The organism is Streptomyces tauricus (assembly GCF_014650955.1).
Lineage (GTDB): Bacteria > Actinomycetota > Actinomycetes > Streptomycetales > Streptomycetaceae > Streptomyces > Streptomyces tauricus.
The window spans coordinates 240,684-262,745 of record NZ_BMVY01000010.1 but is presented as its reverse complement, the minus strand read 5'-3'; the positions used below and the strand labels follow the sequence as shown (position 1 = coordinate 262,745).

Sequence of the window (22,062 nt, the reverse complement as noted above, 5' to 3'; positions counted from 1 at the left end):
GGCCACGCCGCGCCGGCGCCCGCCCCTCCGGCGCCGCAGCCCGCTCAGGGTTTCGCGCCACCTCCGGGCCAGACGCCGCCACCGGCGCCGGCGCCCCCGGTGCACGCCGCGCCGACGATCATCGCGCCGATGACTCCGCCCGGTGGCGCCCCCGTACCGCCGCCGGCGCCCGCTCCGGCGCCGTACGGACAGCCGGGCCAGCAGCCCCCGTACGGCCAGGCCCCCGGCCAGACCGCACCCCTGCCGCCCGGTTACGGACAGCCTCAGGCGCCCCAGGCACCCGCCCCGCCGCCGGGCTACGGCGGGCAGCCGACTCCGCCGCCCGGCTACGGACAGCAGCCGCCGTTCGGTCAGGTGCCGGGTCAGCCCGGCACGCCGGGCGCGCCCGCCGGATACGGAGTGCCGCAGGGCGCTCCCCAGGGCGGCGCCGGTGTCACCGCGGCGCTGCAGGCGTACAAGGAGACGCCCACCGGGCAGCGCTGGACCCAGCAGAACAAGAAGATGGTCCGTGTCGACCTCGGCATGGGCGGCGACCAGGCCGTACTCGCCCGCCAGGGCAGCATGGTGCTCTACCAGGGCAAGGTCGATTTCAGCTACAAGGGCGCCGGGTTCTCCGGCCGGATCGTGGGCAACGCGACCGGCCAGGAGATGCAGCTCATGCGCTGTTCGGGCCGCGGCCAGGTCTTCCTCGCGGAGAACGGCGCCATGCTGCACCCCATCGAGTTGCAGGGGGACGCCGTCTGCGTCTCCGCGGAGAACGTCCTGGCCTTCGACGAGACGCTGCAGTACGAGGTGCGCCGCGTCGAAGGGCACGGCATCCCCGGCGGCGCCCTGTTCACGATGCAGTTCCAGGGGACCGGCACGATCGTCGTCAAGACGCGTGGCGTGCCCGTCGTCCTGCCCGTGACACCGACGACGTTCGCCGACTGCAACGCCGTCGTCGCCTGGTCCGCCGCCTCCCAGGTGATCGTCTCCAGCCAGGTGCGGATGCGCCGCAACGCCTATCCGGGCGACACCGGCGAGAGCGTGAACCTCCAGTTCCGCGGCGCGCCCGGCAATTTCATCGTCGTCCAGCCGTACGAGGTCTGAGGGAGCCCGTTTCATGATCCAGCAACTCGCGGGCTTCGCCCCGGCACCCGTTGCCGCGCGCATGGAGAACCACGGCAATCACATGCTCAAGGTCGCCATGCAGACCGGAAACGACCTCCTCGCGCGCGTGGGGTCGATGGTCGCCTACGAGGGCTTCGTCCAGTACGAGCCCAATCCGCCGGCCGTGCGCCAGATCGCCAAGGACTGGATGACCGGCGAGGGCGCACCCCTGATGAAGTGCTCCGGAGACGGCCTGCTCTACCTCTCCGACTACGGGGCGAACGTCGTCGTCATCAACCTCAACGGCGACGCGATCTCCGTCAACGCCACCAACCTGCTCGCCTTCGACGCCCATCTGACATGGGGTGTCGAGCGGGTCAAGGGGCTGGCGAAGTTCGCCGGCCAGGGCCTGTGGAACACCAAGATCTCCGGGCAGGGCTGGGTCGCGCTGACCTCCCGGGGCAAGCCCATCGTCGTCGACTGCGGCGGTGGCGAGGACGAGACGTACGTCGACCCGGACGCGCTCGTCGCCTGGTCCCCGAACCTCAAGGTGAAGGGCAAGCGCAGCTTCAAGGCACAGTCGCTGATAGGGCGGGGCAGCGGCGAGGCCTTCCAGATGGCCTTCTCGGGCCAGGGCATCGTCGTCGTCCAGCCCAGCGAGGACAGCACCGACCGCCTTCGGGTGCGGGGCTGAGGGGGAGGACACACACCATGCAGAGCTCGCTTTTCGCCTACAACGACCAGCAGTCCCAGGAGCGCTACAGCCTGCAGAACAAGCAGATGCTGCGCGTCCTCCTGGAGGGCCACGACGACGTGCTCGCGCGCAAGGGCACCATGATCGCCTACCAGGGGCTCGTGGAGTTCGACGCCGAGTACCAGAACTCCGGCCAGCAGCGTTCGCGCGCCCACACCGGGGAGGGCCTCGACCTGATGCGCTGCCACGGGCAGGGCACCGTCTTCCTGGCCAACCTCGCCCAGCACATCCATGTGGTGGACGTGGACCAGGACGGCCTCACCGTGGACAGCAGCTATGTCCTGGCGATGGACTCGGCGCTGCACCACGAGGTGATCGCCGTGGACAGCCAGTACGGCATCTCCGGCTCCGGCAAGTACCAGCTCAACATCACCGGGCGCGGCAAGGTCGCCCTGATGACGTCGGGCATGCCGCTGATGCTGCAGGTCACGCCGGACAAGTACGTCAACTGCGACGCGGACGCGATCGTCGCCTGGTCGACGAGTCTGCGCGTACAGATGCAGGCCCAGACGCATTCCTCCGGAGTGTTCCGCCGCCGCGGCAACACGGGGGAGGGCTGGGAGCTCAGCTTCATGGGGCAGGGGTACGCACTCGTCCAGCCCAGCGAGATGCTGCCGCCGCAGAACGCGGTGATCGGGTCCGGGATCGGGGCGCAGTACGGGGTCGGGCAGCAAGGGGTTCGGCAGCAGAACCAGGGGAACGCCTGGAGCTAGGCGTGTCGGGGCAGGGCGGGGCGATGGACGGATGCGGGTCCGTCGTGGCCGGTCGCGCAGTTCCCCGTGCCCCTGAAGAGCACCTCTGGCGGGGCAGTGTGTAAGGGGCGGTCGCCGTTGCGACCGCCCCTTACACACGCCCTCTTCAGAGTCTCGTTCGTGTCGCGTCCAGGAGGCGGACGACCGAGTCGTCGGCCACCTGGGCCACCTCGTCGTAGGCGAACCAGCGCAGGTCCAGGGACTCGTCGCTGATCTCCTGGACGGCGCCCGGCTCGGCCACGACCGCGTACTGGACGTCGAAGTGCCAGTGGCACGGCGCCGGGATGGGGTGCCGGTCGAGCCGTACGGGCCCGCCCGGGAGCAGTGTCAGACCCGTGATCCCCGACTCCTCCGTGGCCTCACGCAGGGCCGCGGCCTCCAGGGTGGTGTCCCCGGGCTCGCAGTGACCACCCATCTGGAGCCACATCCGCAGCTTCCTGTGGAGCGTCAGCAGCACCCTGCCCTGCTCGGGGTCGATCACCAGGGCGCTCGCCGTGAGGTGTCCTGCCGTGCAGGCCTTCCACATGCCGTCCGGATGAGCCTCCAGATGGTCGAGGTAGGCCTGGCGCAGCTCCTCCTGGCCCTCGATGCCCTTCAGGACCAGGACGGCGTCGTCGTACAGGCTCACTTGTCGTTGTCGTCCTTGTCGTCGTCCTTCTTGTCCTCGGGCCGGCTGTCGTCCTTCGTGAGGTTGGGCTTTTCGGGTGAACCGCTCGCCGCCTCGCCGAGCATCTTGTCGAGTTCGGAGAAGTCCAGCTGCTCGCGGTGCACGAAGCCGTCCGGGTCGTCCAGGTCGGAGGCGGTCGGCAGCATGTCCGGGTGCTCCCACAGGTTGTCCCGGCCGTCGACCCCGCGCGCGTCCGTGAGCGAGGCCCACAGGCGCGAGGCGTCCCGCAGCCGGCGCGGACGCAGCTCCAGGCCGATCAGCGTGGCGAAGGTCTGCTCGGCCGGGCCGCCCGTGGCGCGGCGGCGGCGCAGTGTCTCGCGCAGCGCGTCGGCGGATGACAGACGGGGCTTCGCGGCCGAGTGGACCACCGCGTCGACCCAGCCCTCGACGAGCGCGAGAGCCGTCTCCAGACGGGCCAGCGCGGCCTTCTGCTCCGGCGTGTCCTCGGGCTGGAACATGCCCTGCTGGAGGGCCTGCTGCAGTTCCTCGGGGTTCTGCGGGTCGAACTGGCCGACCACGTCCTCCAGCTTCGCCGTGTCGACCTTGATGCCGCGCGCGTACCCCTCGACCGCGCCGAACAGGTGCGAGCGCAGCCACGGCACGTGGGCGAAGAGCCGCTGGTGGGCGGCCTCGCGCAGGGCGATGTAGAGGCGCACCTCGTCCTGGGCGATCCCCAGGTCCTTGCCGAAGGCCTCGATGTTCAGCGGGAGCAGCGCCGCCTTGCCGGCCGGGCCGAGCGGCAGGCCGACGTCGGAAGAGCCGACGACCTCGCCCGCGAGCACGCCGACGGCCTGCCCGATCTGCGTACCGAACATGGCGCCGCCCATGGAGCGCATCATGCCGAGCAGCGGGCCCGCCATGGCCTGCATCTCCTCGGGCAGGACGTCGCCCATGGCCGCGCCGACGCGCTCGGCGACCGGGTCGACGAGCTCCTTCCACACCGGCAGGGTCGCCTCGACCCACTCCGCGCGGCTCCAGGCCACCGCGGAGGTGGCGCCGGACGGCAGCGACGTCGCGTCGTCCAGCCACAGGTCGGCCAGCCGCACCGCGTCCAGGACCGCGGCGCGCTCGGCGGGGCCGACGCTCGCGTCCTTGGTGCCGTCGGAGGTGCCCTGGGACACCGTCTGGCGGGCGATCTGCTTGGCCATGTCCCAGTTCACCGGGCCGCCCTCGTACGAGAGCATCTGGCCCAGCTGCTGGAACGCGGCGCCCAGGTCGTTGGGGTTCAGCGAGCCGAACATGGCTGCGAGCGGGTTGTCGCCTCCCGGTCCGCCGGGCCCGAAACCGAACGGGTTGGCAGGTCCCTGACCACCACCGCTCTGCTGGTCCTTCTTCTTGCCCTCGTCGCCGTTCTCCGGCTCCTCCGGCGGAAGGCCGAATCCGAATGGGGTGTCACTCACGGGATTCCTCGGCTGTTAAGGCCGCCGGTTCGCTCCGACGGCGGCTGCCCTGCATCACCACCCAGCGTAGACACCACAACCGGTTCGGGCCTCGGTGCGTCGCCGACTCGGCGGCTGCGGCAGGATGGATGCCACCTGGTACGTACGCGTCACTCGCGTTCTTACTGAAGACAACCGCTGGAGACGCCTGGTGAGTTCCCCAGATCCACAGGTTCGCGCAGCGCGAAACCTCTCAACCCACCCGTCACCCGAACATCGGCCCTCACCTGCGGCGCAGCGCGCCGACGGGAACTCCGCCGCGCGCGGCCCCGTCGTCGCGATCACCGGCGCCGCGGCCGGGATCGGCGCGATGCTCACCGAGCGGCTCGTCGCCAGCGACGAGATCAAGCAGGTCATCGCCATCGACGAGCGGCGCGGCGAGTGCGCGGGCGCGCAGTGGCACATCCTCGACGTCCGGGACCCGGCCATCGCCGAGAAGCTGCGCGGGGCGGACGTCGTGGTGCACCTGGCCCTCGACCTCGACCTCGAGACGGATCCGGCGGCGCGTACGGCGTACAACGTGCGGGGTACCCAGACCGTGCTCACGGCCGCCGCCGCTGCCGGGGTCCACCGTGTCGTGCTGTGTACGTCGGCCATGGTCTACGGAGCGCTGCCCGACAACGAACTGCCCCTCTCCGAAGACGCCGAACTGCGGGCCACCGCCGAGGCCACGGGCGTCGGGGACCTGCTGGAGGTCGAGCGGCTCGCCCGGCGGGCGCCCCGCGCGCACCCCGGGCTCAACGTCACCGTCGTACGCCCCGCCGTGCTCGTCGGAGGCACCGACACCGCGCTGACCAGGTACTTCGAGTCGCCTCGCCTCCTGGTCGTCGCCGGTTCCCGGCCCGCCTGGCAGTTCTGCCACGTCGAGGACCTGTGCGTCGCTCTGGAGTACGCCGCCCTGGAGAAGGTCGACGGAGAGCTGGCCGTCGGGTGCGACGGATGGCTGGAGCAGGAGGAGGTCGAGGAGCTCAGCGGGATCCGGCGCATGGAGCTGCCGTCCGCCGTCGCCCTGGGCGCCGCGGCCCGGCTGCACCGGATCGGGCTCACGCCGTCACCGGCCGGGGACCTCGCGTACACGATGTATCCCTGGGTGGTCAGCGGGAGCCGGCTGCACGATGCCGGATGGCGCCCCCAGTGGACCAACGAGGAGGTGCTCGCCGAGCTCCTGGGAGAGGTCGCCGGGCGGCACACCCTCGCCGGACGGCGGCTCGGCCGCAAGGACGCCACGGCGGCGGGAGCCGCGGGCGCGACGGTCGCCCTGCTGGGCACGGCCGCGCTGGTACGGCGGGCGCGGAAGGCCCGTCGGCGGATCTGAGGCGGTGCCGCTTCCGCGGCGCCTGCCGGATCCACGTCGCCGTCGCCGCCATCGGAGCCGAGCCGGTGCCGGTGCCGGATTCGAATCCGAGCCGGCGCCGGATCCGAGGGGGGCGGGGCGAGGGCTGGAGGCGGTTCTGTAGGAGGCTCCTACGGGGTGGGCGTCCGTGTGTGGGAAAGAGGCGTTCCACGGGGCCGTCGGGGTGGGGCACGATGGGGGTATGGCACCCATGAGCGACCATCCCGGTGAGCAGGCGGCGCAGGACCCCATCAAGCTTCTGGCGATCCGGGAGACCGACCTCTCCCTGGACGAGGTCTTCCGGGCCGTCGGTGACGACGCCTCCGGAGGGACCGCGCTCTTCGTGGGGACCGTGCGCAACCACGACGGGGGCGCGGACGTCGACGCCCTCGGATACTCCTGTCACCCCAGTGCCGAGGCCGAGATGCGGCGGGTCGCGGAGAAGGTCGTCGCCGAGTACCCGGTACGGGCGCTCGCCGCCGTGCACCGGATCGGTGACCTTCGGGTGGGCGATCTCGCGGTGGTCGTCGCCGTCTCCTGCCCGCACCGGGGGGAGGCCTTCGAGGCCTGCCGGAAGCTGATCGACGACCTGAAGCACGAAGTCCCGATCTGGAAGCACCAGACGTTCTCCGACGGCACGGAGGAATGGGTCGGGGCATGCTGACCGCTCCGGTTGCGTAACCCGACCCCTGCCGTGAGCGTTGAACAAGCGGATGGTTAATCTGCTGATCAGTCAGTTGTGGTGGTACATGGGGTTGGGAGGTCGGCATGGCAGCGCTCGCCTGGTTGCTGATTCCGCTTTTCGCCGCGATCGGTGCCGGAGCCTGGGGAAGTTGGGCGGGACGGAACCGCAAGACCATCGGTGACGGCCACGAGCTCGCCGGTTACACCCGCTTCCGCGAGGCCATGGAGAAGTCGCACTCGGACGCCTGACCGGCCGTCGGCCCCCCGGACGGGCGGCCCCGACGGTGCGTTGACAGTGCTGTCCCGTACTGTCGTTCCATGCCACGCCGCACCGCGACGATGCTCGCCTCCACCCTGATGCTGATCGCGCTCCTGTGCGCGGGAGTCTTCATCAATGTGCCGTATTCGGAGATGTCACCGGGTCCGACGGTGAACACGCTCGGCGAGCACGACGGCGAGCCTGTGCTCCAGATCAACGGCCGCAAGACGTACCCGGCGAGTGGTCACCTGAACATGACCACCGTCCGGGTCACCAGCGCCGACTACAACATGAACCTCGTCGAAGCCGTGTACGGCTGGCTGGCACACGACAACAAGGTCGTTCCGCACGACACGCTCTACCCCGACGGCAAGACGGAGGAGCAGTCGACGCAGGAGAACGCCGAGGAGTTCAGCCAGTCCCAGGAGAGCGCGAAGGTCGCGGCGCTCAAGGAGATCGACATCCCGGTGAAGTCCTGGGTGATCGTCTCCACCGTCGTCAAGGACACCCCCGCCGAGGGCAAGCTGCACGCCGGTGACGTGATCAAGGCCGTCGACGGCACGGCGGTGAAGGCGTTCGACGACGTCGCGAAGCTGGTCACCAAGCACAAGGCAGGCGAGAAGGTCGTCTTCACGGTCGTGCCGGCCAAGGAACAGGCCGCCGCCGAGAAGGCGAAGAAGACGGCGACCAGGACCGAGGACATCACGCTCACCACCGCCAAGTTCCACGACAGCGGTGAGGACCGGGCGATCGTCGGCATCGAGGCGGGGACCGACCACAGCTTCCCGTTCACCATCGACATCAAGCTCGCCGACGTCGGCGGTCCCAGCGCCGGTCTGATGTTCGCCCTCGGCATCGTCGACAAGCTGACCCCGGGGAGCCTCACCGGGGGCAAGTTCGTCGCCGGCACCGGCACGATCACCGACGAGGGCAAGGTGGGCCCGATCGGCGGTATCGAGATGAAGACCGTCGGCGCCCGCGCCAAGGGCGCCCAGTACTTCCTGACGCCCAAGGACAACTGCGCGACCGCCGCCCGTGACGTCCCCGACGGGCTCACGCTCGTCAAGGTCGACACCATCGACGACGCCGTGAGCGCCCTCAAGGACATCCGTGGCGGCAAGACGGACGACCTGCCGAAATGCGCCTAGGACCACAGGTCCGGGCGCACCGGCAGGCCGTGTCCGCCCGGACTACTCCGCGAACGTCGCCGTGAGCGCGTCGGCCAGCCCCGGCACCAGGTCGGAGCCGGTGAGCACGTCGTTCGCCGAGTCCTTCTCGCGCAACCGCAGCGCCGAGTCGCGCTTCCCGCCCCGCAGCACCGCGACGGTCATCCGGACCTCCTGGCGCTCCGGGTGCTCGGCGACCCACTTCGCCAGCCGCTTCTCGTCGAGGCCGTCCGGTACGGACGCCTCAGCGGACGGCGGCAGCATCAGCCGCTCCACGGACAGCGCGCAGCCGACCACGGAGTCCGGCCAGGCGATGGTGCCCAGGAACTCGTCCAGCGGGCTGCCCGCGGGAATTTCCTCCTGCTCGATAGGGGTGAGGGTGCCGTCGGGCACGTCTTCGGTCAGACCCAGCCGCTCGGCCAGTCCGGGTTCCTGAGAACGCAGTCGGCCGGTGTCGACCAGGGCGAAGAGCCGGGCGGGCTGGTCCCAGCCGAGCCCCGAGACGTACTCGTCGATCTCGAGTGCGGCGCGGGTGAGCGGCCCGGCGGCCATGGGGGTGCCTGAGGAGGCGGTGTTGGACATGGTCACAATCCTGCCTCGTTCGGCCCCGGAAGCGGGAACCAGGTAAAGCATCAGTAAGTTGCATAGATGTGGCCCGGCGTTTGCGGGGCCCCCAGATTCCAACAGCGAACTTCGAGGTGCGCACCTTGGCTTTCCAGATGCCGGACCGCGGCGGAGGCCCGACAGGGCCGCGGATGAGAGTGGGCCGACCGTCCCGGCGCGTCCGGACCCTGCTCATGACACTGGGCGTACTGGCCGTGCTGGCCATGGCCTTCGTCATGTTCGCGGGGTTCTGGACGGACTGGCTCTGGTACCGGTCGGTGAAGTACTCGTCGGTCTTCACGACCACGCTGTGGACCAAGATCGGTCTGTTCTTCGTCTTCGGGCTGCTGATGGCCGTGGCCGTCGGCGTGAACATCTGGCTGGCCCACCGTCTGAGGCCGCCGCTCAGCGCCATGTCGATGGAGCAGCAGAGCCTCGACCGGTACCGGATGAGCGTGGCCCCGTACAAGAAGTGGATTCTTCTCGGGATCACCTCTCTGGTCGGGCTGATCGCGGGAGCCTCCGCGGCCGGCCAGTGGCGTACGTGGCTCATGTGGGTGAACGGAGTGCCCTTCAACCAGAAGGACCCCCAGTTCCACCTGGACGTGTCCTTCTATGCCTTCGACCTGCCCTGGTACCGCTTCATGCTGGGCTTCGGCTTCGCGGCCGCGATCCTCTCCCTGATCGCCGCGGCGCTGACGCACTACCTGTACGGCGGACTGCGCGTCACCAGCCCCGGAGCGCGCGCCACGGCAGCGGCCACCGGCCATCTGTCGGTGCTGCTGGGCATCTTCGTCACGCTGAAGGCGGTGGCGTACTGGCTGGACCGGTACGGCCTCGCGGTGAAGTCCAGTGACTTCAAGGCGACCGGCAACTGGACGGGCCTCAGGTACGTCGACGCCAACGCCTACCTGCCGGCCAAGACGATCCTCTTCTGCATCGCGGTCATCTGCGCACTGCTGTTCTTCGCCACCCTGTGGCGGCGCACCTGGCAGCTGCCCGTCATCGGCTTCGGCCTGATGGTGCTCTCCGCGATCCTCATCGGCGGTCTGTACCCGGCGATCGTGCAGAAGTTCCAGGTCCAGCCGAACGAGCAGGCCAAGGAAGCGCCGTACGTCGAGAAGAACCTCAAGGCGACCCGCGACGCGTACGGCATCACGGGCACCGAGGTCACCGAGTACGCGGGCACGAGCACGACCGAGGACAAGACCAAGCTGCGCGACGACGCCGACGGCGCCGCGAGCATCAGGCTCCTGGACCCGAACGTCGTCTCGCCCACGTTCCAGCAGCTCCAGCAGGTCCGTAATTACTACGCGTTCCCGTCGAACCTCGACGTCGACCGCTACAGCAAGGACGGCAAGGACCAGGACACCGTCATCGGCCTGCGCGAGCTGAACCTCCAGGGCATCCCGAAGAGCAACTGGATCAACAACCACTTCCGCTACACGCACGGCTTCGGAGTGGTCGCGGCCAAGGGCACCAACGCCGACGCCGAGGGCCGCCCGGAGTTCACCGAGTACGACCTGCCGTCCAAGGGCGACCTCGGCGACTACCAGCAGCGGATCTACTACGGCGAGAAGACCAGCCAGTACTCGATCGTCGGCGGTCCCCAGAAGGAGATCGACTACTCCGACGACACCGGTGAGAAGACGACCAGCTACAAGGGCAAGAGCGGCGTCAACCTCTCGAACCCGGTCAACCGGGCGGCGTACGCGGTGGCCTTCAGCGAGCCGCAGATCCTCTACTCCGGCGCGATCGGTGAGGGCTCGCGGATTCTCTACAACCGCACGCCCAAGGAGCGCGTCGAGGCGGTGGCCCCCTGGCTGACCATCGACGGCGACGCCTATCCCGCGGTCGTCGGCGACAAGATCGAGTGGATCGTCGACGCGTACACGACGACGAACGGCTATCCGTACGCCTCGCGCACCACGCTCGGCGACACGACGGCCGACTCGCTGACCGCCGCCAACAACCAGCGGGCGGTGGTGGCCCAGCAGAACCAGGTCAACTACATCCGCAACTCGGTGAAGGCGACCGTCGACGCGTACACCGGCAAGGTCACGCTCTACGAGTGGGACACCAAGGACCCGGTCCTGAAGACCTGGAAGAAGGCCTTCCCCGGGACGGTGAAGCCGAAGGGCGACATCCCGCAGGCCCTCATGGACCATCTGCGGTACCCGCAGGACCTGTTCAAGGTCCAGCGCGAGCTGCTGACCCGCTACCACGTGAAGGACGCCGAGACGTTCCTCAGCGGCAGCGAGGTGTGGCAGGTGCCGGACGACCCGACGAACAAGTCGGGCAACGCGGTTCCGCCGTACTACCTCAGCATGAAGATGCCGGGTGAGCAGTCGCAGGCGTTCTCCCTGACGACGACGCTCACTCCGAACGGCCGCGACAACCTGAGTGCCTTCATGTCGGTCAACGCCGAAGCGGGCACGAGCGACTACGGCAAGATCAACATTCTCAAACTGCCCACCGGCAGAACGGTCGACGGACCGAAACGGGTGCAGAGCCAGTTCAACTCCGAGCCGTCCATCGCCGAGTCCATCAGGCTCCTCAGAGGTGGTGACTCGGAAGTCGAGTACGGCAACCTGCTGACGGTGCCGCTCGACGGCGGACTGCTCTACGTGGAGCCCGTCTACGTACGCGGTGGTGGACTGAAGTACCCGCTGCTGCGGAAGGTGCTGGTGACCTACGGAGGCGCGACGGCCTTCGAGGACACACTGGGGCAGGCGCTCGACAAGGTCTTCGGAGCGGAGGGTTCGACCGTCGAACCGCCGGACGAGGACGAGACGAACCCGCCGCCGACCTCCAGTGACCCGACGGTCCAGGAAGCGCTCGACGACGCCCAGAAGGCCTTCGACGACGGCCAGGAAGCCCTCAAGAAGGGCGACTGGGAGGCGTACGGAACGGCGCAGAAGGACCTGGAGGACGCGCTTGAGCGGGCCGAGGACGCCCAGGCCGCGGCCGACAAGAAGGCGGGCAGCGGCGACAAGGCCGGCGACTCGGGAGACAAGAACACCGAGGAGGGCGGCAAGCCGAGCAGCAGTCCGAGCAGCAGCAAGAGCCCGGACAGTGGCTGAGCGGAGCTGAGTCAGGAGCTCCTCCCGCGCCGTGGTACGGTTGCAACACAACGGCGCGGGGTGGAGCAGCTCGGTAGCTCGCTGGGCTCATAACCCAGAGGTCGCAGGTTCAAATCCTGTCCCCGCTACTGATGTTGAAGGACCCGGATCCTCACAGGATCCGGGTCCTTCTGCGTGTGCGGACCGTCAGCCGGGTGTGCGAGGACGCCCCTCGTTCACCAGTGCTGCCGCGGTGAAGGCCGCGCCGGACGAAGGGAGTTGCGGGAACTGTGTTTCACTTGTCTCTCTGTGGGCATGTCGACAAAACGCTGAAGTGACCTCACTGGCTGCGGTATACCAGGTGTACCCAGGTTGCAGGTGGTGCGACGATGGACGTTATGGGGGACAAGGCAACTCTGTTGGATACAGGGCGGTTTGTGCAGCCTTCCGACCGGGACGAGACCGGTGAGGCTGTGGAGGAGGCTCGTCAACGGCTCGCCGCGGAACAGGGCGACGCCGAGGCGATGAGTGTCCTCGGAGCCATGCTGCTCCGCCGCGGTGATCTCGACGGAGCCGAGCCGCAGCTGCGCGCTGCCACCGCGGCCGGTGACCGGGCCGCCGCCAACAACCTCGGTGTCCTCCTGCACCAGCGCGGCTACGCGGAGGAGGCCGCCGGATGGTGGCGGATCGCCGCCGTCGCCGGCTCCGCGGCCGCCGCGCACGCACTGGGCCGCCACCACCGTGAGCGCGGCGACGAGCCCGCCGCCGAGTACTGGCTGCGCCAGTCCGCCGAGCAGGGCCACGCGCTGGGCGCGTACGCGCTCGCCGATCTCCTGGAGCACCGCGGTGACCCGCGCGCCGAGGACTGGATGCGTGCCGCCGCCGAGCGAGGGCACCGCGAGGCCGCCTACCGGCTCGCGCGGGCACTCGACCGCACCACCGCGCACGCGGGCGAGACCGACACCGGGGCCGCCGGCTCCGAGAGCGCGGGCGAGGCGGCCGAGCAGTGGTACAGGCAGGCCGCCGCGCGCGGCCACCGCCGGGCCGCGCTGCACCTCGGGGCGATCCTGGAGAGGCGCGGGCAGCTCAAGGAGGCGGGGCGCTGGTATCTGACCTCCGCCAAGGACGGCGAGGCGCGGGCCGCCTGCGCGCTGGGCTTCCTGCTGCGGGACGCGGGCGACACCGAGAGCGCGGCCGTGTGGTGGCTGCGCGCCGCCCAGGACGGCGACGGGAACGCCGCCAACGCCCTGGGCGCGCTGCACGCCGAGCGCGGCGAGACGCAGACCGCCGAGCGCTGGTACCGGGCCGCGATGGACGCGGGCGACGTGAACGGCGCGTACAACCTCGGGCTGCTCTGCGCCGAGCAGTCGCGGACGGCCCAGGCCGAACAGTGGTACCGGCGGGCGGCGTACGCGGGGCACCGCGAGGCGGCGAACGCGCTGGCCATTCTGCTGCTGCAGGTCGGTGACGCCGCCGGGGCCGAGCCGTGGTTCTCCAAGGCCGCCGAGGCCGGCAGCGTCGACGCCGCGTTCAACCTCGGCATCCTGCACGCCGGGCGCGGTGAGGACGCGGCTGCGCTGCGGTGCTACGAGCGGGCCGCCGCGGCCGGGCACACCGAGGCCGCGCTCCAGGTCGGCATCGCCCGGCTCCGGGACGGCGACGAGTCGGCCGCCGAGCGGCATCTGCGGTGCGCCGCCGGAGGTGGCAGCGCGGAGGGGGCGTACCGGCTGGCCACCGTGCTCGACGCGCGGCGTCCGCCCGCGCCCGAACACGAGCTGGGGGAGCCCGCCACCGAGAAGAGCGAGTGCGAGGAGTGGTACGAGCGGGCCGCTTCCCAGGGGCATCGGCGGGCCCAGGTGCGCGTGGGGATGCTGGCGTCCGCGCGCGGGGACGTCGTGGAGGCCGCCCGGTGGTATCGCGAGGCGGCGGAGGCGGGGTCGCGGAACGGGGCGTTCAACCTGGGGCTGCTGCTGGCTCGGGAGGGGAGTGAGCCCGAGGCCGCGCTGTGGTGGGCCCGGGCCGCCGACGCGGGGCATGGACGGGCGGCGCTGCGGCTCGCCCTTGTCTACGCGCGTCGTGGGGAGCTGGCCGAGGGGCAGCGGTGGGCCGATCGGGCGGTGTCGCTCGGGCCGGGGGAAGTGGCTGAGCGGGCTGCGCGGTTGCGGGACGCGTTGCGGCAGGAGCTGTCTGCGTGAACCCTCCGGGTGGGGGGCGATGGGGGAGTGGGGGTGGGGGGTTTCGCCCCCGCCGCCCCTACCCTTCCCGTCACTGCATGGGGGCTGCGCCCCCTCGCCCCCCCCCGTATCGCGCTGCGCGCTCGTCCTCAAGCGCCGGACGGGCTGAGGCTTAGGGGGCTGCGCCCCTTGCCCCCCTGTCGCGCTTCGCGCTCGTCCTCAAGCGCCGGACGGGCTGGAAAGCCGGGATTTGCGCTGGTCGGCGGGGGTGGCGTAGTGTTCAGTTCATCGACGCGGGGTGGAGCAGCTCGGTAGCTCGCTGGGCTCATAACCCAGAGGTCGCAGGTTCAAATCCTGTCCCCGCTACTGAAGACCGAAGGCCCGGAACCAGATCACTGGTTCCGGGCCTCCGGTGTTTCCGCGGGGCCCCGCGGAAACGGGGTCCTCAGGCTGCCGCGCAGTTCGGGCAGAGACCTCGGTATGTCACCTCTACGTTCGAGACCGTGTAGCCGAAGCGCTCGGAGTCGGGGAGGTCCGCCAGCGGGTTGCCGTCCGGGTGCACGTCCTTGATCGCGCCGCACTGGGCGCAGACCAGGTGGTGGTGCGGCCGGTGGGCGTTCGGGTCGTACCGCTTCGCGCGCTTGTCCGTGGCGACTTCCAGCACCTCGCCGAGCGAGACCAGCTCACCCAGGGTGTTGTAGACGGTCGCCCGGGAGATCTCCGGGAGTCGCACCACGGCGCGTGCGTGTACCTCGTCGGCCGTCAGGTGGACGTGGTCCCCGTTCAGGACCTCGGCCACGACGCGCCGCTGCGCGGTCATGCGCCAGCCGCGTCCGCGCAGTCGTTCCAACAGGTCGCTCATGCGCACAGCTTAACAGTCTGCTGGACCAGAACCCGAACAGGTGTGACTTTGGAGCTTGGATTGACTTAGACAAAGTCTATTGTAGGATCGAGCTTGGCTCTGGCCCAAGGTCGGGCCCGTGGACAGGACTGGCAAGGAATGACGCAGGAGGCGCACGTGACGCAGGGACCGCTTACGACGGAGGCCGGCGCGCCGGTGGCCGACAACCAGAACAGCGAGACCGCGGGCATCGGCGGCCCCGTCCTCGTCCAGGACCAGCTCCTGCTGGAGAAGCTCGCGCACTTCAACCGCGAGCGCATCCCGGAGCGGGTCGTGCACGCCCGTGGCGCCGGCGCCTACGGCACGTTCACGGTCACCGCCGATGTCACCCCGTACACGCGCGCCGCGTTTCTCTCCGAGGTCGGCAAGCAGACCGAGACCTTCCTGCGGTTCTCCACCGTGGCCGGCAACCTCGGCTCGGCCGACGCCGTCCGTGACCCGCGCGGCTGGGCGCTGAAGTTCTACACCGAGGAGGGCAACTACGACCTCGTCGGCAACAACACCCCGGTGTTCTTCGTCAAGGACGCCATCAAGTTCCCCGACTTCATCCACACGCAGAAGCGCGACCCGTACACGGGCTCGCAGGAAGCCGACAACGTGTGGGACTTCTGGGGGCTGAGCCCCGAGAGCACCCACCAGGTGACCTGGCTCTTCGGTGACCGCGGCATCCCCGCCTCGTACCGCCACATGAACGGGTACGGCTCGCACACCTACCAGTGGAACAACGAGGCCGGCGAGGTCTTCTGGGTCAAGTACCACTTCAAGACCGACCAGGGCATCAAGAACCTGACGACCGAGGAGGCGGTGAACGTCTCCGGTCTCGACCCCGACTCGCACCAGCGTGATCTGCGGGAGTCGATCGAGCGCGGCGACTTCCCGTCCTGGACCGTTCAGGTGCAGATCATGCCGGCGGCCGACGCGGCGACCTACCGCTTCAACCCGTTCGACCTCACCAAGGTGTGGCCGCACGCGGACTACCCGCCGATCGAGATCGGGAAGCTGGAGCTCAACCGCAACCCGGAGAACATCTTCGCCGAGGTCGAGCAGTCCGTCTTCAGCCCCGCGCACTTCGTGCCGGGCATCGGACCCTCGCCCGACAAGATGCTCCAGGGCCGCCTCTTCGCGTACGGCGACGCCCACCGCTACCGCGTCGGCGTCAACGCCGACCACCTGCCGGTGAACCGTCCGCACGCCACCGAGGCGCGTACCAACTCCCGTGACGGCTTCCTGTACGACGGCCGCCACAAGGGTGCGAAGAACTACGAGCCGAACAGCTTCGGCGGTCCCGTCCAGACGGACCGGCCGCTGTGGCAGCCCCTGCCCGTCACCGGTGTCACCGGCAACGGCGAGGCGCCGGTCCACGCCGAGGACAACGACTTCGTCCAGGCGGGCAATCTCTACCGTCTGATGTCCGAGGGCGAGCAGGAGCGGCTGATCGACAACCTGGCGGGCTTCATCTCCCAGGTCTCGCGCGAGGACATCGCCGCGCGGGCGATCGGCAACTTCCGTCAGGCCGACGAAGACTTCGGCAAGCGGCTGGAAGCCGCGGTCCAGGCCCTGCGCGGCTGACACCGGCAGCGGCTGACGTCGGCAACGGCCGGCGTCGGCGGCTGCCGACACCAGCACTGGATCGCTTGCCGTAGAGAGCGGGCCGGATTCCCTCGTACCGGGGAGCCGGCCCGCTCACCTTTTGTCAGGCGGGAGTGGGCTGACGGAGGGGTGCCCAGCAGCGGATGATGTCGCGGACCGAGACGATGCCGACCGGCTCGCCCCGGTCGCACACGATGAGATGGCGGAAACCGCCGTGCGCCATCGCCCGGGCGGCCTCCTCCAGCGTCCAGGTCGGGGCCGCGAACACCACGTCGGTGGTCGTGTGCGCGTGTGCCCGCTCGGTGTCCGGGTTCTGGCCCAGGCCGACGGAGTTGAGGATGTCGCGCTCGGTGAGGATGCCGATCCCCATGCCGTCGGGATCGAGGACCACCGCCGCTCCGACGCGGCGCGCGGCCATCAGGGTGGATGCCTTCCGGAGAGTGTGGGCGGGGCCGATGGTGAGGACCACCGTGCTCATGGCGTCGCGGACGAGCATGGACGGAGCCACCTCCTACGAATCCGTTCGTTAACGAATTCACAAGTTCACAAGTGGGGGAACTCTCAGAGTCGCAGTTAAAGGGAGGGTCAACAAGAGGGCGTACGCGGCTGGTTCGGGGCGCGTGATCTCCCGCCCGTGCCCCGGACGATGCCACGCGCCTCACGCGCGCCGGTCCCGTGGCGCCGGCCGGTGACGGCGACCGGTGGCGACTAGTAGCGCTGGTTCAGGTACCCCAGCAGCTCGTCGTGGAGGATGCCGTTCGAGGCCGCCGCGTTGCCGCTGTGCGGGCCCGGACGGCCGTCGAGGCCGGTGAAGGAGCCGCCCGCCTCGGTCACCACGATCGCGGTGGCGGCCATGTCCCAGAGCGAGAGTTCGGGTTCCGCGCAGATGTCGACCGAGCCCTCGGCGACCATCATGTACGGCCAGAAGTCGCCGTACGCGCGCGTGCGCCACACCTCGCGGGACAGATCGAGGAAGCCGTCCAGCAGACTGCGCTCCTCCCAGCCGCTCAGCGAGGAGTACGCGAACGAGGCGTCCTTCATCCGCGAGACCTGGGAGACCCGCAGACGGGACGCGGACGACAGACTGCGGCCGGTGAAGGCGCCGTGGCCCTTCGAGGCCCACCAGCGGCGGGCGAGCGCGGGCGCGGAGACCACGCCGACGACCGGCTGGTAGCCGCCCTCTCCTGCCTCCATCAGCGCGATCAGCGTGGCCCAGACGGGCACTCCGCGTACGTAGTTCTTGGTGCCGTCGATCGGGTCGATCACCCAGCGGCGGGGGCCCGTGCCCTCCACCCCGTACTCCTCGCCGAGGATCGCGTCCCGTGGCCGTGCCCGTCCGAGGTGACCGCGGATCAGTTCCTCGGCGGCTTTGTCGGCCTCGCTCACCGGGGTCATGTCCGGCTTGGTCTCGACCTTGAGGTCGAGCGCCTTGAACCGGTCCATCGTCGCGGCGTCGGCGGCGTCCGCCAGGACATGGGCGAGGCGCAGGTCATCGCGATAGTCGGGCATGAGGGAACGGTACCGCTCCGTGGGGTGCGGCTATAGGGCTGGGGTTGTGGAGACGGTACGGAGCGTGGGGCCGCGGGGCCGCTGGGCCGCGGGGTTGGGGGAGGAGGGGTCGGCGTGGTTGAGGGGTGCGGGTGAGTGAGGGCTGGCCGCGCAGTTCCCCGCGCCCCTTAAAAGCGTGGGGTGCGCCCCAGTCTTTCGCCCCTGAGGGGCGCGGGGACTGCGCGACCAGCCACAGCGCCGCCGCACCTTCCCACCGCCCGTTCCGCCCCCCACGGCCCGTTCCGCCCCCACGGCCCGTCCCGACCCTCACCGTCCGACCGGACCCCCCGGCCCGACCGGACCATCCCGGCCCGGCGGGACCATCCCGGCCCGGCGGGGCCAGCCGCACCCCAAGACGCGCCCAAGGGCGCACACCCCCGCTTCCGCGGAGGCCGTACGCCCCCTACCCCGTGCGAACTCTTGACAGTGCCCCCGCGCGCGTCAACTCTGATGCGCAGAGCCGATCGCCCCAGGGAGGCGATGATGCCAGCAGCGCGGGAATCCCTACTGGACGCCGCCTACACGGCGCTCGGACGCCGTCCGTGGTCCGCTGTGCGGATGGTCGACGTCGCCGCCGTCGCCGGAGTCTCCCGGCAGACCCTCTACAACGAGTTCGGGAGCAAGGAAGGCCTCGCCCGCGCGCTCGTACGACGGGAGGCCGACGCGTATCTCGCGGGCGTGGAGCGCGCACTCGTGAGCCGTCCGGAGCCCCGGGAGAGGCTGGCCGCGGCGGCGGAGTGGACGGCGTCGGCGGCCCGCGGGAACGTGCTGGTGCGCGCGATGCTCACGGGGTGCTGGGGCGAGCGGCTGCCCTCCCCGACCCTGTCGGCCGTGCCGTCGTCCTCCGCCGTGCCGGCTCAGCGCCGGGCCGACGGGCCGCTGCCCTCGCCCGGTGACTTCGTGGCGTTGGTACGGGACCGGGCCGTCGCCTCGCTGGCCGCGCACGGCGGGTCGAAGACGGAGGCGGCGGAGCTGGCCCGGGCCTGTGAACTCGCGGTGCGGCTGGGGGTGTCGTGCGTGCTGGCCCCGGCGGGCGAGGGGGGCACGGCGGGGCTGGTCCGCAACGCGCTCGCCACCGTGCGGTCCGTGGTCTGAGGCGCCCGCGCGAACGGAGAGACGGAGCGGCGGGGCCGACTCAGTGGGACGAGCCCGACAGTTGCAGGCCGATGACTCCTATGATCACGAACGAGATCGAGACGATCTTCAACGTGGACACCAGGTCGTCGAGGAAGATCATGCCGTAGATGGCGGTGCCGGCCGCGCCGATGCCCGTCCACACCGCGTAGGCGGGGCCCACGTCGAGCTTCTTCAGGGACAGGGTCAGCAGGCCGAAGCTGCCCAGTGCGAAGACGCAGAAGGCGATCGTCGGCCAGAGTCTCGTGAAGCCGTGGGAGAGCTTGAGGCAGACGGCGAAACCCGTCTCCAGCAACCCCGCCACGACGACCAGCAGCCACGCCATGTGATGCCCTCCCACGCTCCGTGACCGCTTCGTCGCACCTGGACCCAACTCGGTGCGATTATGCCTTTACCGTCGCGCCGAGGACGCAAACAACACAGAGGTCACCCGTACAGGGATCACGGGCGCGGATCGCACGTGCGGATCACCCGCGGGGATCACCCGCGGGGATCAGTCACCCTCGCGCCGCTCCCTGGTCGAGAGCAGCCGGCGCAGCGAGTACAGGCGGGCCGGGTCCGCGTGGCCCTCGGCGACCCACGCGTCCAGCGCGCAGTCCGGCTCGTCGTGGCTGCACGCGCGCGGGCAGCCCTCCGTGCCGGGCTCCAGGTCGGGGAACGCCTTGATGACCTGCGACGGGTCCACGTGGTGCAGCCCGAAGGACCGCACGCCCGGTGTGTCGACGAGCCAGCCCTCGTCGCCGGGCAGGGGAACCGCGCGCGCCGAGGTCGTGGTGTGTCTGCCGCGTCCCGTGACCGCGTTGACGACACCCGTGGACCGCCGCCGCTCCGTCGACACGAGCGCGTTGACCAGCGTCGTCTTGCCCACGCCCGAGTGCCCGACGAACGCCGTGATCTTGCCGTCCAGCTGCTTGCGTACGCGCTCGACGGCCTCGCCGCTCTCCAGCTCCTCCCGGCTCGTCACGACGTACGGGACGCCCAGCGCCCCGTACGCCTCCAGGAGTTCGTCGGGGGACGCCAGGTCCGACTTGGTGAGGACGAGGAGCGGGTCGAGGCCGCCCGCGTACGCCGCGACCAGGCAGCGGTCGATCAGGCGGGGGCGGGGCTCCGGGTCGGCGAGGGCCGTGACGATGGCCAGCTGGTCGGCGTTGGCGACGACCACCCGCTCGTACGGATCGTCGTCGTCGGCCGTGCGGCGCAGGACGGAGGTCCGCGGCTCGATGCGGACGATCCTGGCGAGGGTGTCCTTCTTGCCGGTCAGATCGCCGACGATGGCCACCCGGTCGCCGACGACCGCCGCCTTTCGGCCCAGCTCGCGCGCCTTCATGGCGAAGACGACGCGGTCGTCCACGAGGCAGGTCAGCCGGCCGCGGTCGACGGTGATGACCATGCCCTCGGCCGCGTCCTCGTGCTTGGGCCGGATGTTCGTCCGGGGGCGGTTGCCCTTGCGGTTGGGGCGCGAGGGGATGTCGTCCTCGTCGGTGTGCTTGCCGTAACGGCGCATGATCCCGGTCCGCCCGTCAGTTCCCGAGCATTCCGGACCACAGATCGGGGAAGTCCGGCAGGGTCTTCGCCGTCGTCGCCACGTTCTCGATCTGTACGCCCTCCACCGCGAGGCCGATGATCGCGCCCGCGGTCGCCATGCGGTGGTCGTCGTAGGTGTGGAAGATGCCGCCGTGCAGCGGGCGCGGGCGGATGTGGAGACCGTCGGCGGTCTCGGTGACGTCACCGCCGAGTTCGTTGATCTCCTTGGTGAGCGCGGCCAGCCGGTCCGTCTCGTGCAGCCGCAGGTGCGCCACGCCGCGCAGGGTCGAGGGGGAGTCGGCCAGCGCCGCGACCGCCGCGATGCCCGGGGTCAGCTCGCCGACCTCGCCCAGGTCCACGTCGAGGCCGTGGATCGAGCCGGAACCGGTGAACTCAAGGCCCCGGTCGGTCAGTTCGCAGGAACCGCCCATCTCGGTGAAGATCTCGCGCAGCCGGTCGCCCGGCTGGGTGGTGCGGGCCGGCCAGTCGGGGATGACGACCGTGCCGCCGGTGACCAGCGCGGCCGCCAGGAACGGCTGGGCGTTCGACAGGTCAGGCTCGACCGTCAGATCGCGGCCCAGCAGCGCGCCCGGCGTGACCCGCCAGACGTTCGGCTCGCCGCCCGACTCCGGGGTGTCCACCTGCGCGCCGATCGAGCGCAGCATGTCGACGGTCATCCGGATGTGCGGCATGGACGGCAGCGTCGAGCCCGTGTGCCGTACCTCCACGCCCTGGTTGAACCGCGGCCCTGACAGCAGCAGCGCCGACACGAACTGCGAGGACGAGGACGCGTCGATCTCGACCGGGCCGCCCTCCAGCGCCCCGCCACCCTGCACGGTCAGCGGCAGCGCGCCCCGGTTGTCGTCGTCGATCCGGGCCCCGAGGGCACGCAGACCGTTGATCACGCCGTGCAGCGGCCGCTCGTACGAACGGGGGTCGCCGTCGAAGCGGATGGGGCCGTCGGCGAGCGTGGCGACCGGCGGCAGGAAGCGCATCACCGTGCCGGCGTTGCCCACGTCGACCGTGGTCGGGCCCTGCAGGCCCGAGGGGATCACACGCCATGCCTCGCCGGAACCGTCGGGGCCCACGCCCTCCTCGATCCCGACGCCCATCGCCCGCAGGGCACCGGCCATCAGGAGAGTGTCGCGGGAACGCAGCGGGCGGCGGAGCCAGCCGGGCTCTGCCGCGAGCGCCGCGAGGACGAGCGCACGGTTGGTGACCGACTTGGACCCGGGCACGTGGACCGTCGCGTCGACGGCTCCGCTCGCGTGCGGGGCGGGCCAGAGGGCGGTGAGTGCGGGGTTAACGGGCATGCCCTCACTTTAGTGGGGGTTCGCTCCGCTGGGTTTGCCCGGGAAGTGGCCGCGGTTCGGCTGCCGCCGG

The 22,062-nt window shown here is 70.5% G+C and carries 20 protein-coding genes and 2 tRNA genes; 13 read left to right on the top strand and 9 right to left on the bottom strand.

The window, feature by feature from the left end:
• The 3 genes from IE278_RS18790 to IE278_RS18780 all read left to right on the top strand — a co-directional run.
• Window positions 1-1,089: AIM24 family protein (locus tag IE278_RS18790; RefSeq protein ID WP_189773710.1), on the top strand; the 1,089-nt coding region annotated here is incomplete at its 5' end.
• 13 nt (window positions 1,090-1,102) lie between these two features.
• Entirely contained in the window at window positions 1,103-1,783 is a 681-nt protein-coding gene (locus IE278_RS18785; RefSeq protein ID WP_107020137.1) for an AIM24 family protein, read from the top strand.
• Between the two features lie 17 nt (window positions 1,784-1,800).
• Window positions 1,801-2,556, top strand: coding sequence for an AIM24 family protein (locus IE278_RS18780; protein WP_189773708.1), 756 nt, complete (start codon window positions 1,801-1,803; stop codon window positions 2,554-2,556).
• A 145-nt stretch (window positions 2,557-2,701) separates the two neighbouring features.
• Here the strand turns inward: IE278_RS18780 and IE278_RS18775 are convergent, their stop codons facing one another.
• Both IE278_RS18775 and IE278_RS18770 read right to left on the bottom strand, forming a co-directional pair.
• Window positions 2,702-3,223, bottom strand: coding sequence for an NUDIX hydrolase (locus IE278_RS18775; RefSeq protein ID WP_189773706.1), 522 nt, complete (start codon window positions 3,221-3,223; stop codon window positions 2,702-2,704).
• Window positions 3,220-4,662 carry a zinc-dependent metalloprotease gene (locus IE278_RS18770; RefSeq protein WP_189773704.1) on the bottom strand — a complete coding sequence of 481 codons (1,443 nt, stop codon included), beginning with the start codon at window positions 4,660-4,662 and terminating at the stop codon, window positions 3,220-3,222. The genes IE278_RS18775 and IE278_RS18770 overlap by 4 nt, the downstream gene beginning before the upstream one ends.
• Window positions 4,663-4,852: 190 nt before the next feature.
• On the opposite strand from IE278_RS18770, the gene IE278_RS18765 reads away from it, so the two are divergent.
• The 4 genes from IE278_RS18765 to IE278_RS18750 all read left to right on the top strand — a co-directional run bounded on the left by IE278_RS18765 (window position 4,853) and on the right by IE278_RS18750 (window position 8,125).
• On the top strand, window positions 4,853-6,016 hold the full coding sequence (locus IE278_RS18765; protein ID WP_189773702.1) for an SDR family oxidoreductase: 1,164 nt from the start codon (window positions 4,853-4,855) through the stop codon (window positions 6,014-6,016).
• 220 nt (window positions 6,017-6,236) lie between these two features.
• On the top strand, window positions 6,237-6,698 hold the full coding sequence (locus IE278_RS18760) for a molybdenum cofactor biosynthesis protein MoaE (RefSeq protein WP_189773700.1): 462 nt from the start codon (window positions 6,237-6,239) through the stop codon (window positions 6,696-6,698).
• Window positions 6,699-6,802: 104 nt separating this feature from the next.
• Window positions 6,803-6,967 (top strand): hypothetical protein, encoded by a 165-nt coding sequence (locus tag IE278_RS18755; RefSeq protein WP_189773698.1) that lies wholly within the window; start codon window positions 6,803-6,805, stop codon window positions 6,965-6,967.
• 69 nt (window positions 6,968-7,036) lie between these two features.
• Window positions 7,037-8,125: a YlbL family protein gene (locus tag IE278_RS18750; RefSeq protein WP_189773696.1), complete on the top strand. Its 1,089-nt coding sequence runs from the start codon at window positions 7,037-7,039 to the stop codon at window positions 8,123-8,125.
• Window positions 8,126-8,167: 42 nt separating this feature from the next.
• Here the strand turns inward: IE278_RS18750 and IE278_RS18745 are convergent, their stop codons facing one another.
• Window positions 8,168-8,725: a PPA1309 family protein gene (locus IE278_RS18745; RefSeq protein ID WP_189773694.1), complete on the bottom strand. Its 558-nt coding sequence runs from the start codon at window positions 8,723-8,725 to the stop codon at window positions 8,168-8,170.
• A 137-nt stretch (window positions 8,726-8,862) separates the two neighbouring features.
• On the opposite strand from IE278_RS18745, the gene IE278_RS18740 reads away from it, so the two are divergent.
• From IE278_RS18740 to IE278_RS18725, 4 genes are all read left to right on the top strand, one after another.
• Window positions 8,863-11,829, top strand: a complete 2,967-nt coding sequence (locus IE278_RS18740) for a UPF0182 family membrane protein (RefSeq protein WP_189773757.1) — start codon at window positions 8,863-8,865, stop codon at window positions 11,827-11,829.
• A 54-nt stretch (window positions 11,830-11,883) separates the two neighbouring features.
• Window positions 11,884-11,957: transfer RNA gene (locus tag IE278_RS18735), tRNA-Met, on the top strand.
• A gap of 240 nt (window positions 11,958-12,197) precedes the next feature.
• On the top strand, window positions 12,198-14,003 hold the full coding sequence (locus IE278_RS18730) for a tetratricopeptide repeat protein (protein ID WP_189773692.1): 1,806 nt from the start codon (window positions 12,198-12,200) through the stop codon (window positions 14,001-14,003).
• 271 nt (window positions 14,004-14,274) lie between these two features.
• Window positions 14,275-14,348 (top strand) — tRNA-Met (locus IE278_RS18725).
• Window positions 14,349-14,427: 79 nt separating this feature from the next.
• Here IE278_RS18725 and IE278_RS18720 read toward each other — a convergent pair.
• The gene (locus IE278_RS18720; RefSeq protein WP_189773690.1) at window positions 14,428-14,844 is read right to left on the bottom strand and encodes a Fur family transcriptional regulator; all 417 of its coding nucleotides are present in this window, start codon (window positions 14,842-14,844) and stop codon (window positions 14,428-14,430) included.
• Between the two features lie 156 nt (window positions 14,845-15,000).
• On the opposite strand from IE278_RS18720, the gene IE278_RS18715 reads away from it, so the two are divergent.
• Window positions 15,001-16,452 carry a catalase gene (locus IE278_RS18715; protein WP_189773688.1) on the top strand — a complete coding sequence of 484 codons (1,452 nt, stop codon included), beginning with the start codon at window positions 15,001-15,003 and terminating at the stop codon, window positions 16,450-16,452.
• Between the two features lie 124 nt (window positions 16,453-16,576).
• Here the strand turns inward: IE278_RS18715 and IE278_RS18710 are convergent, their stop codons facing one another.
• Window positions 16,577-16,969 carry a CBS domain-containing protein gene (locus IE278_RS18710; protein WP_189773686.1) on the bottom strand — a complete coding sequence of 131 codons (393 nt, stop codon included), beginning with the start codon at window positions 16,967-16,969 and terminating at the stop codon, window positions 16,577-16,579.
• A 212-nt stretch (window positions 16,970-17,181) separates the two neighbouring features.
• Window positions 17,182-17,982: a histidinol-phosphatase gene (gene hisN / locus IE278_RS18705; protein ID WP_189773684.1), complete on the bottom strand. Its 801-nt coding sequence runs from the start codon at window positions 17,980-17,982 to the stop codon at window positions 17,182-17,184.
• Between the two features lie 519 nt (window positions 17,983-18,501).
• Here hisN and IE278_RS18700 point away from each other — a divergent pair.
• On the top strand, window positions 18,502-19,116 hold the full coding sequence (locus tag IE278_RS18700; RefSeq protein WP_189773682.1) for a TetR/AcrR family transcriptional regulator: 615 nt from the start codon (window positions 18,502-18,504) through the stop codon (window positions 19,114-19,116).
• Between the two features lie 40 nt (window positions 19,117-19,156).
• Here IE278_RS18700 and IE278_RS18695 read toward each other — a convergent pair whose 3' ends face one another.
• The 3 genes from IE278_RS18695 to aroA form a co-directional block, all read right to left on the bottom strand.
• Window positions 19,157-19,480, bottom strand: a complete 324-nt coding sequence (locus IE278_RS18695; RefSeq protein ID WP_189773680.1) for a DMT family transporter — start codon at window positions 19,478-19,480, stop codon at window positions 19,157-19,159.
• A 168-nt stretch (window positions 19,481-19,648) separates the two neighbouring features.
• Window positions 19,649-20,659: a ribosome small subunit-dependent GTPase A gene (rsgA, locus tag IE278_RS18690; RefSeq protein ID WP_189773678.1), complete on the bottom strand. Its 1,011-nt coding sequence runs from the start codon at window positions 20,657-20,659 to the stop codon at window positions 19,649-19,651.
• A gap of 16 nt (window positions 20,660-20,675) precedes the next feature.
• Window positions 20,676-21,992 carry a 3-phosphoshikimate 1-carboxyvinyltransferase gene (gene aroA, locus IE278_RS18685; protein WP_189773676.1) on the bottom strand — a complete coding sequence of 439 codons (1,317 nt, stop codon included), beginning with the start codon at window positions 21,990-21,992 and terminating at the stop codon, window positions 20,676-20,678.
• Window positions 21,993-22,062 lie beyond the last annotated feature (70 nt).

Coding starts and splice junctions, on each gene's coding strand:
- IE278_RS18750 (WP_189773696.1), top strand. CDS start 7,037: ATGCCACGCCGCACCGCGACGATGCTCGCCTCCACCCTGATGCTGATC.
- IE278_RS18700 (WP_189773682.1), top strand. CDS start 18,502: ATGATGCCAGCAGCGCGGGAATCCCTACTGGACGCCGCCTACACGGCG.
- IE278_RS18695 (WP_189773680.1), bottom strand. CDS start 19,480: ATGGCGTGGCTGCTGGTCGTCGTGGCGGGGTTGCTGGAGACGGGTTTC.
- IE278_RS18720 (WP_189773690.1), bottom strand. CDS start 14,844: ATGAGCGACCTGTTGGAACGACTGCGCGGACGCGGCTGGCGCATGACC.
- IE278_RS18740 (WP_189773757.1), top strand. CDS start 8,863: ATGCCGGACCGCGGCGGAGGCCCGACAGGGCCGCGGATGAGAGTGGGC.
- IE278_RS18745 (WP_189773694.1), bottom strand. CDS start 8,725: ATGTCCAACACCGCCTCCTCAGGCACCCCCATGGCCGCCGGGCCGCTC.
- IE278_RS18730 (WP_189773692.1), top strand. CDS start 12,198: ATGGACGTTATGGGGGACAAGGCAACTCTGTTGGATACAGGGCGGTTT.
- hisN (WP_189773684.1), bottom strand. CDS start 17,982: ATGCCCGACTATCGCGATGACCTGCGCCTCGCCCATGTCCTGGCGGAC.
- IE278_RS18755 (WP_189773698.1), top strand. CDS start 6,803: ATGGCAGCGCTCGCCTGGTTGCTGATTCCGCTTTTCGCCGCGATCGGT.
- IE278_RS18710 (WP_189773686.1), bottom strand. CDS start 16,969: ATGCTCGTCCGCGACGCCATGAGCACGGTGGTCCTCACCATCGGCCCC.
- aroA (WP_189773676.1), bottom strand. CDS start 21,992: ATGCCCGTTAACCCCGCACTCACCGCCCTCTGGCCCGCCCCGCACGCG.
- IE278_RS18760 (WP_189773700.1), top strand. CDS start 6,237: ATGGCACCCATGAGCGACCATCCCGGTGAGCAGGCGGCGCAGGACCCC.
- IE278_RS18785 (WP_107020137.1), top strand. CDS start 1,103: ATGATCCAGCAACTCGCGGGCTTCGCCCCGGCACCCGTTGCCGCGCGC.
- rsgA (WP_189773678.1), bottom strand. CDS start 20,659: ATGCGCCGTTACGGCAAGCACACCGACGAGGACGACATCCCCTCGCGC.
- IE278_RS18780 (WP_189773708.1), top strand. CDS start 1,801: ATGCAGAGCTCGCTTTTCGCCTACAACGACCAGCAGTCCCAGGAGCGC.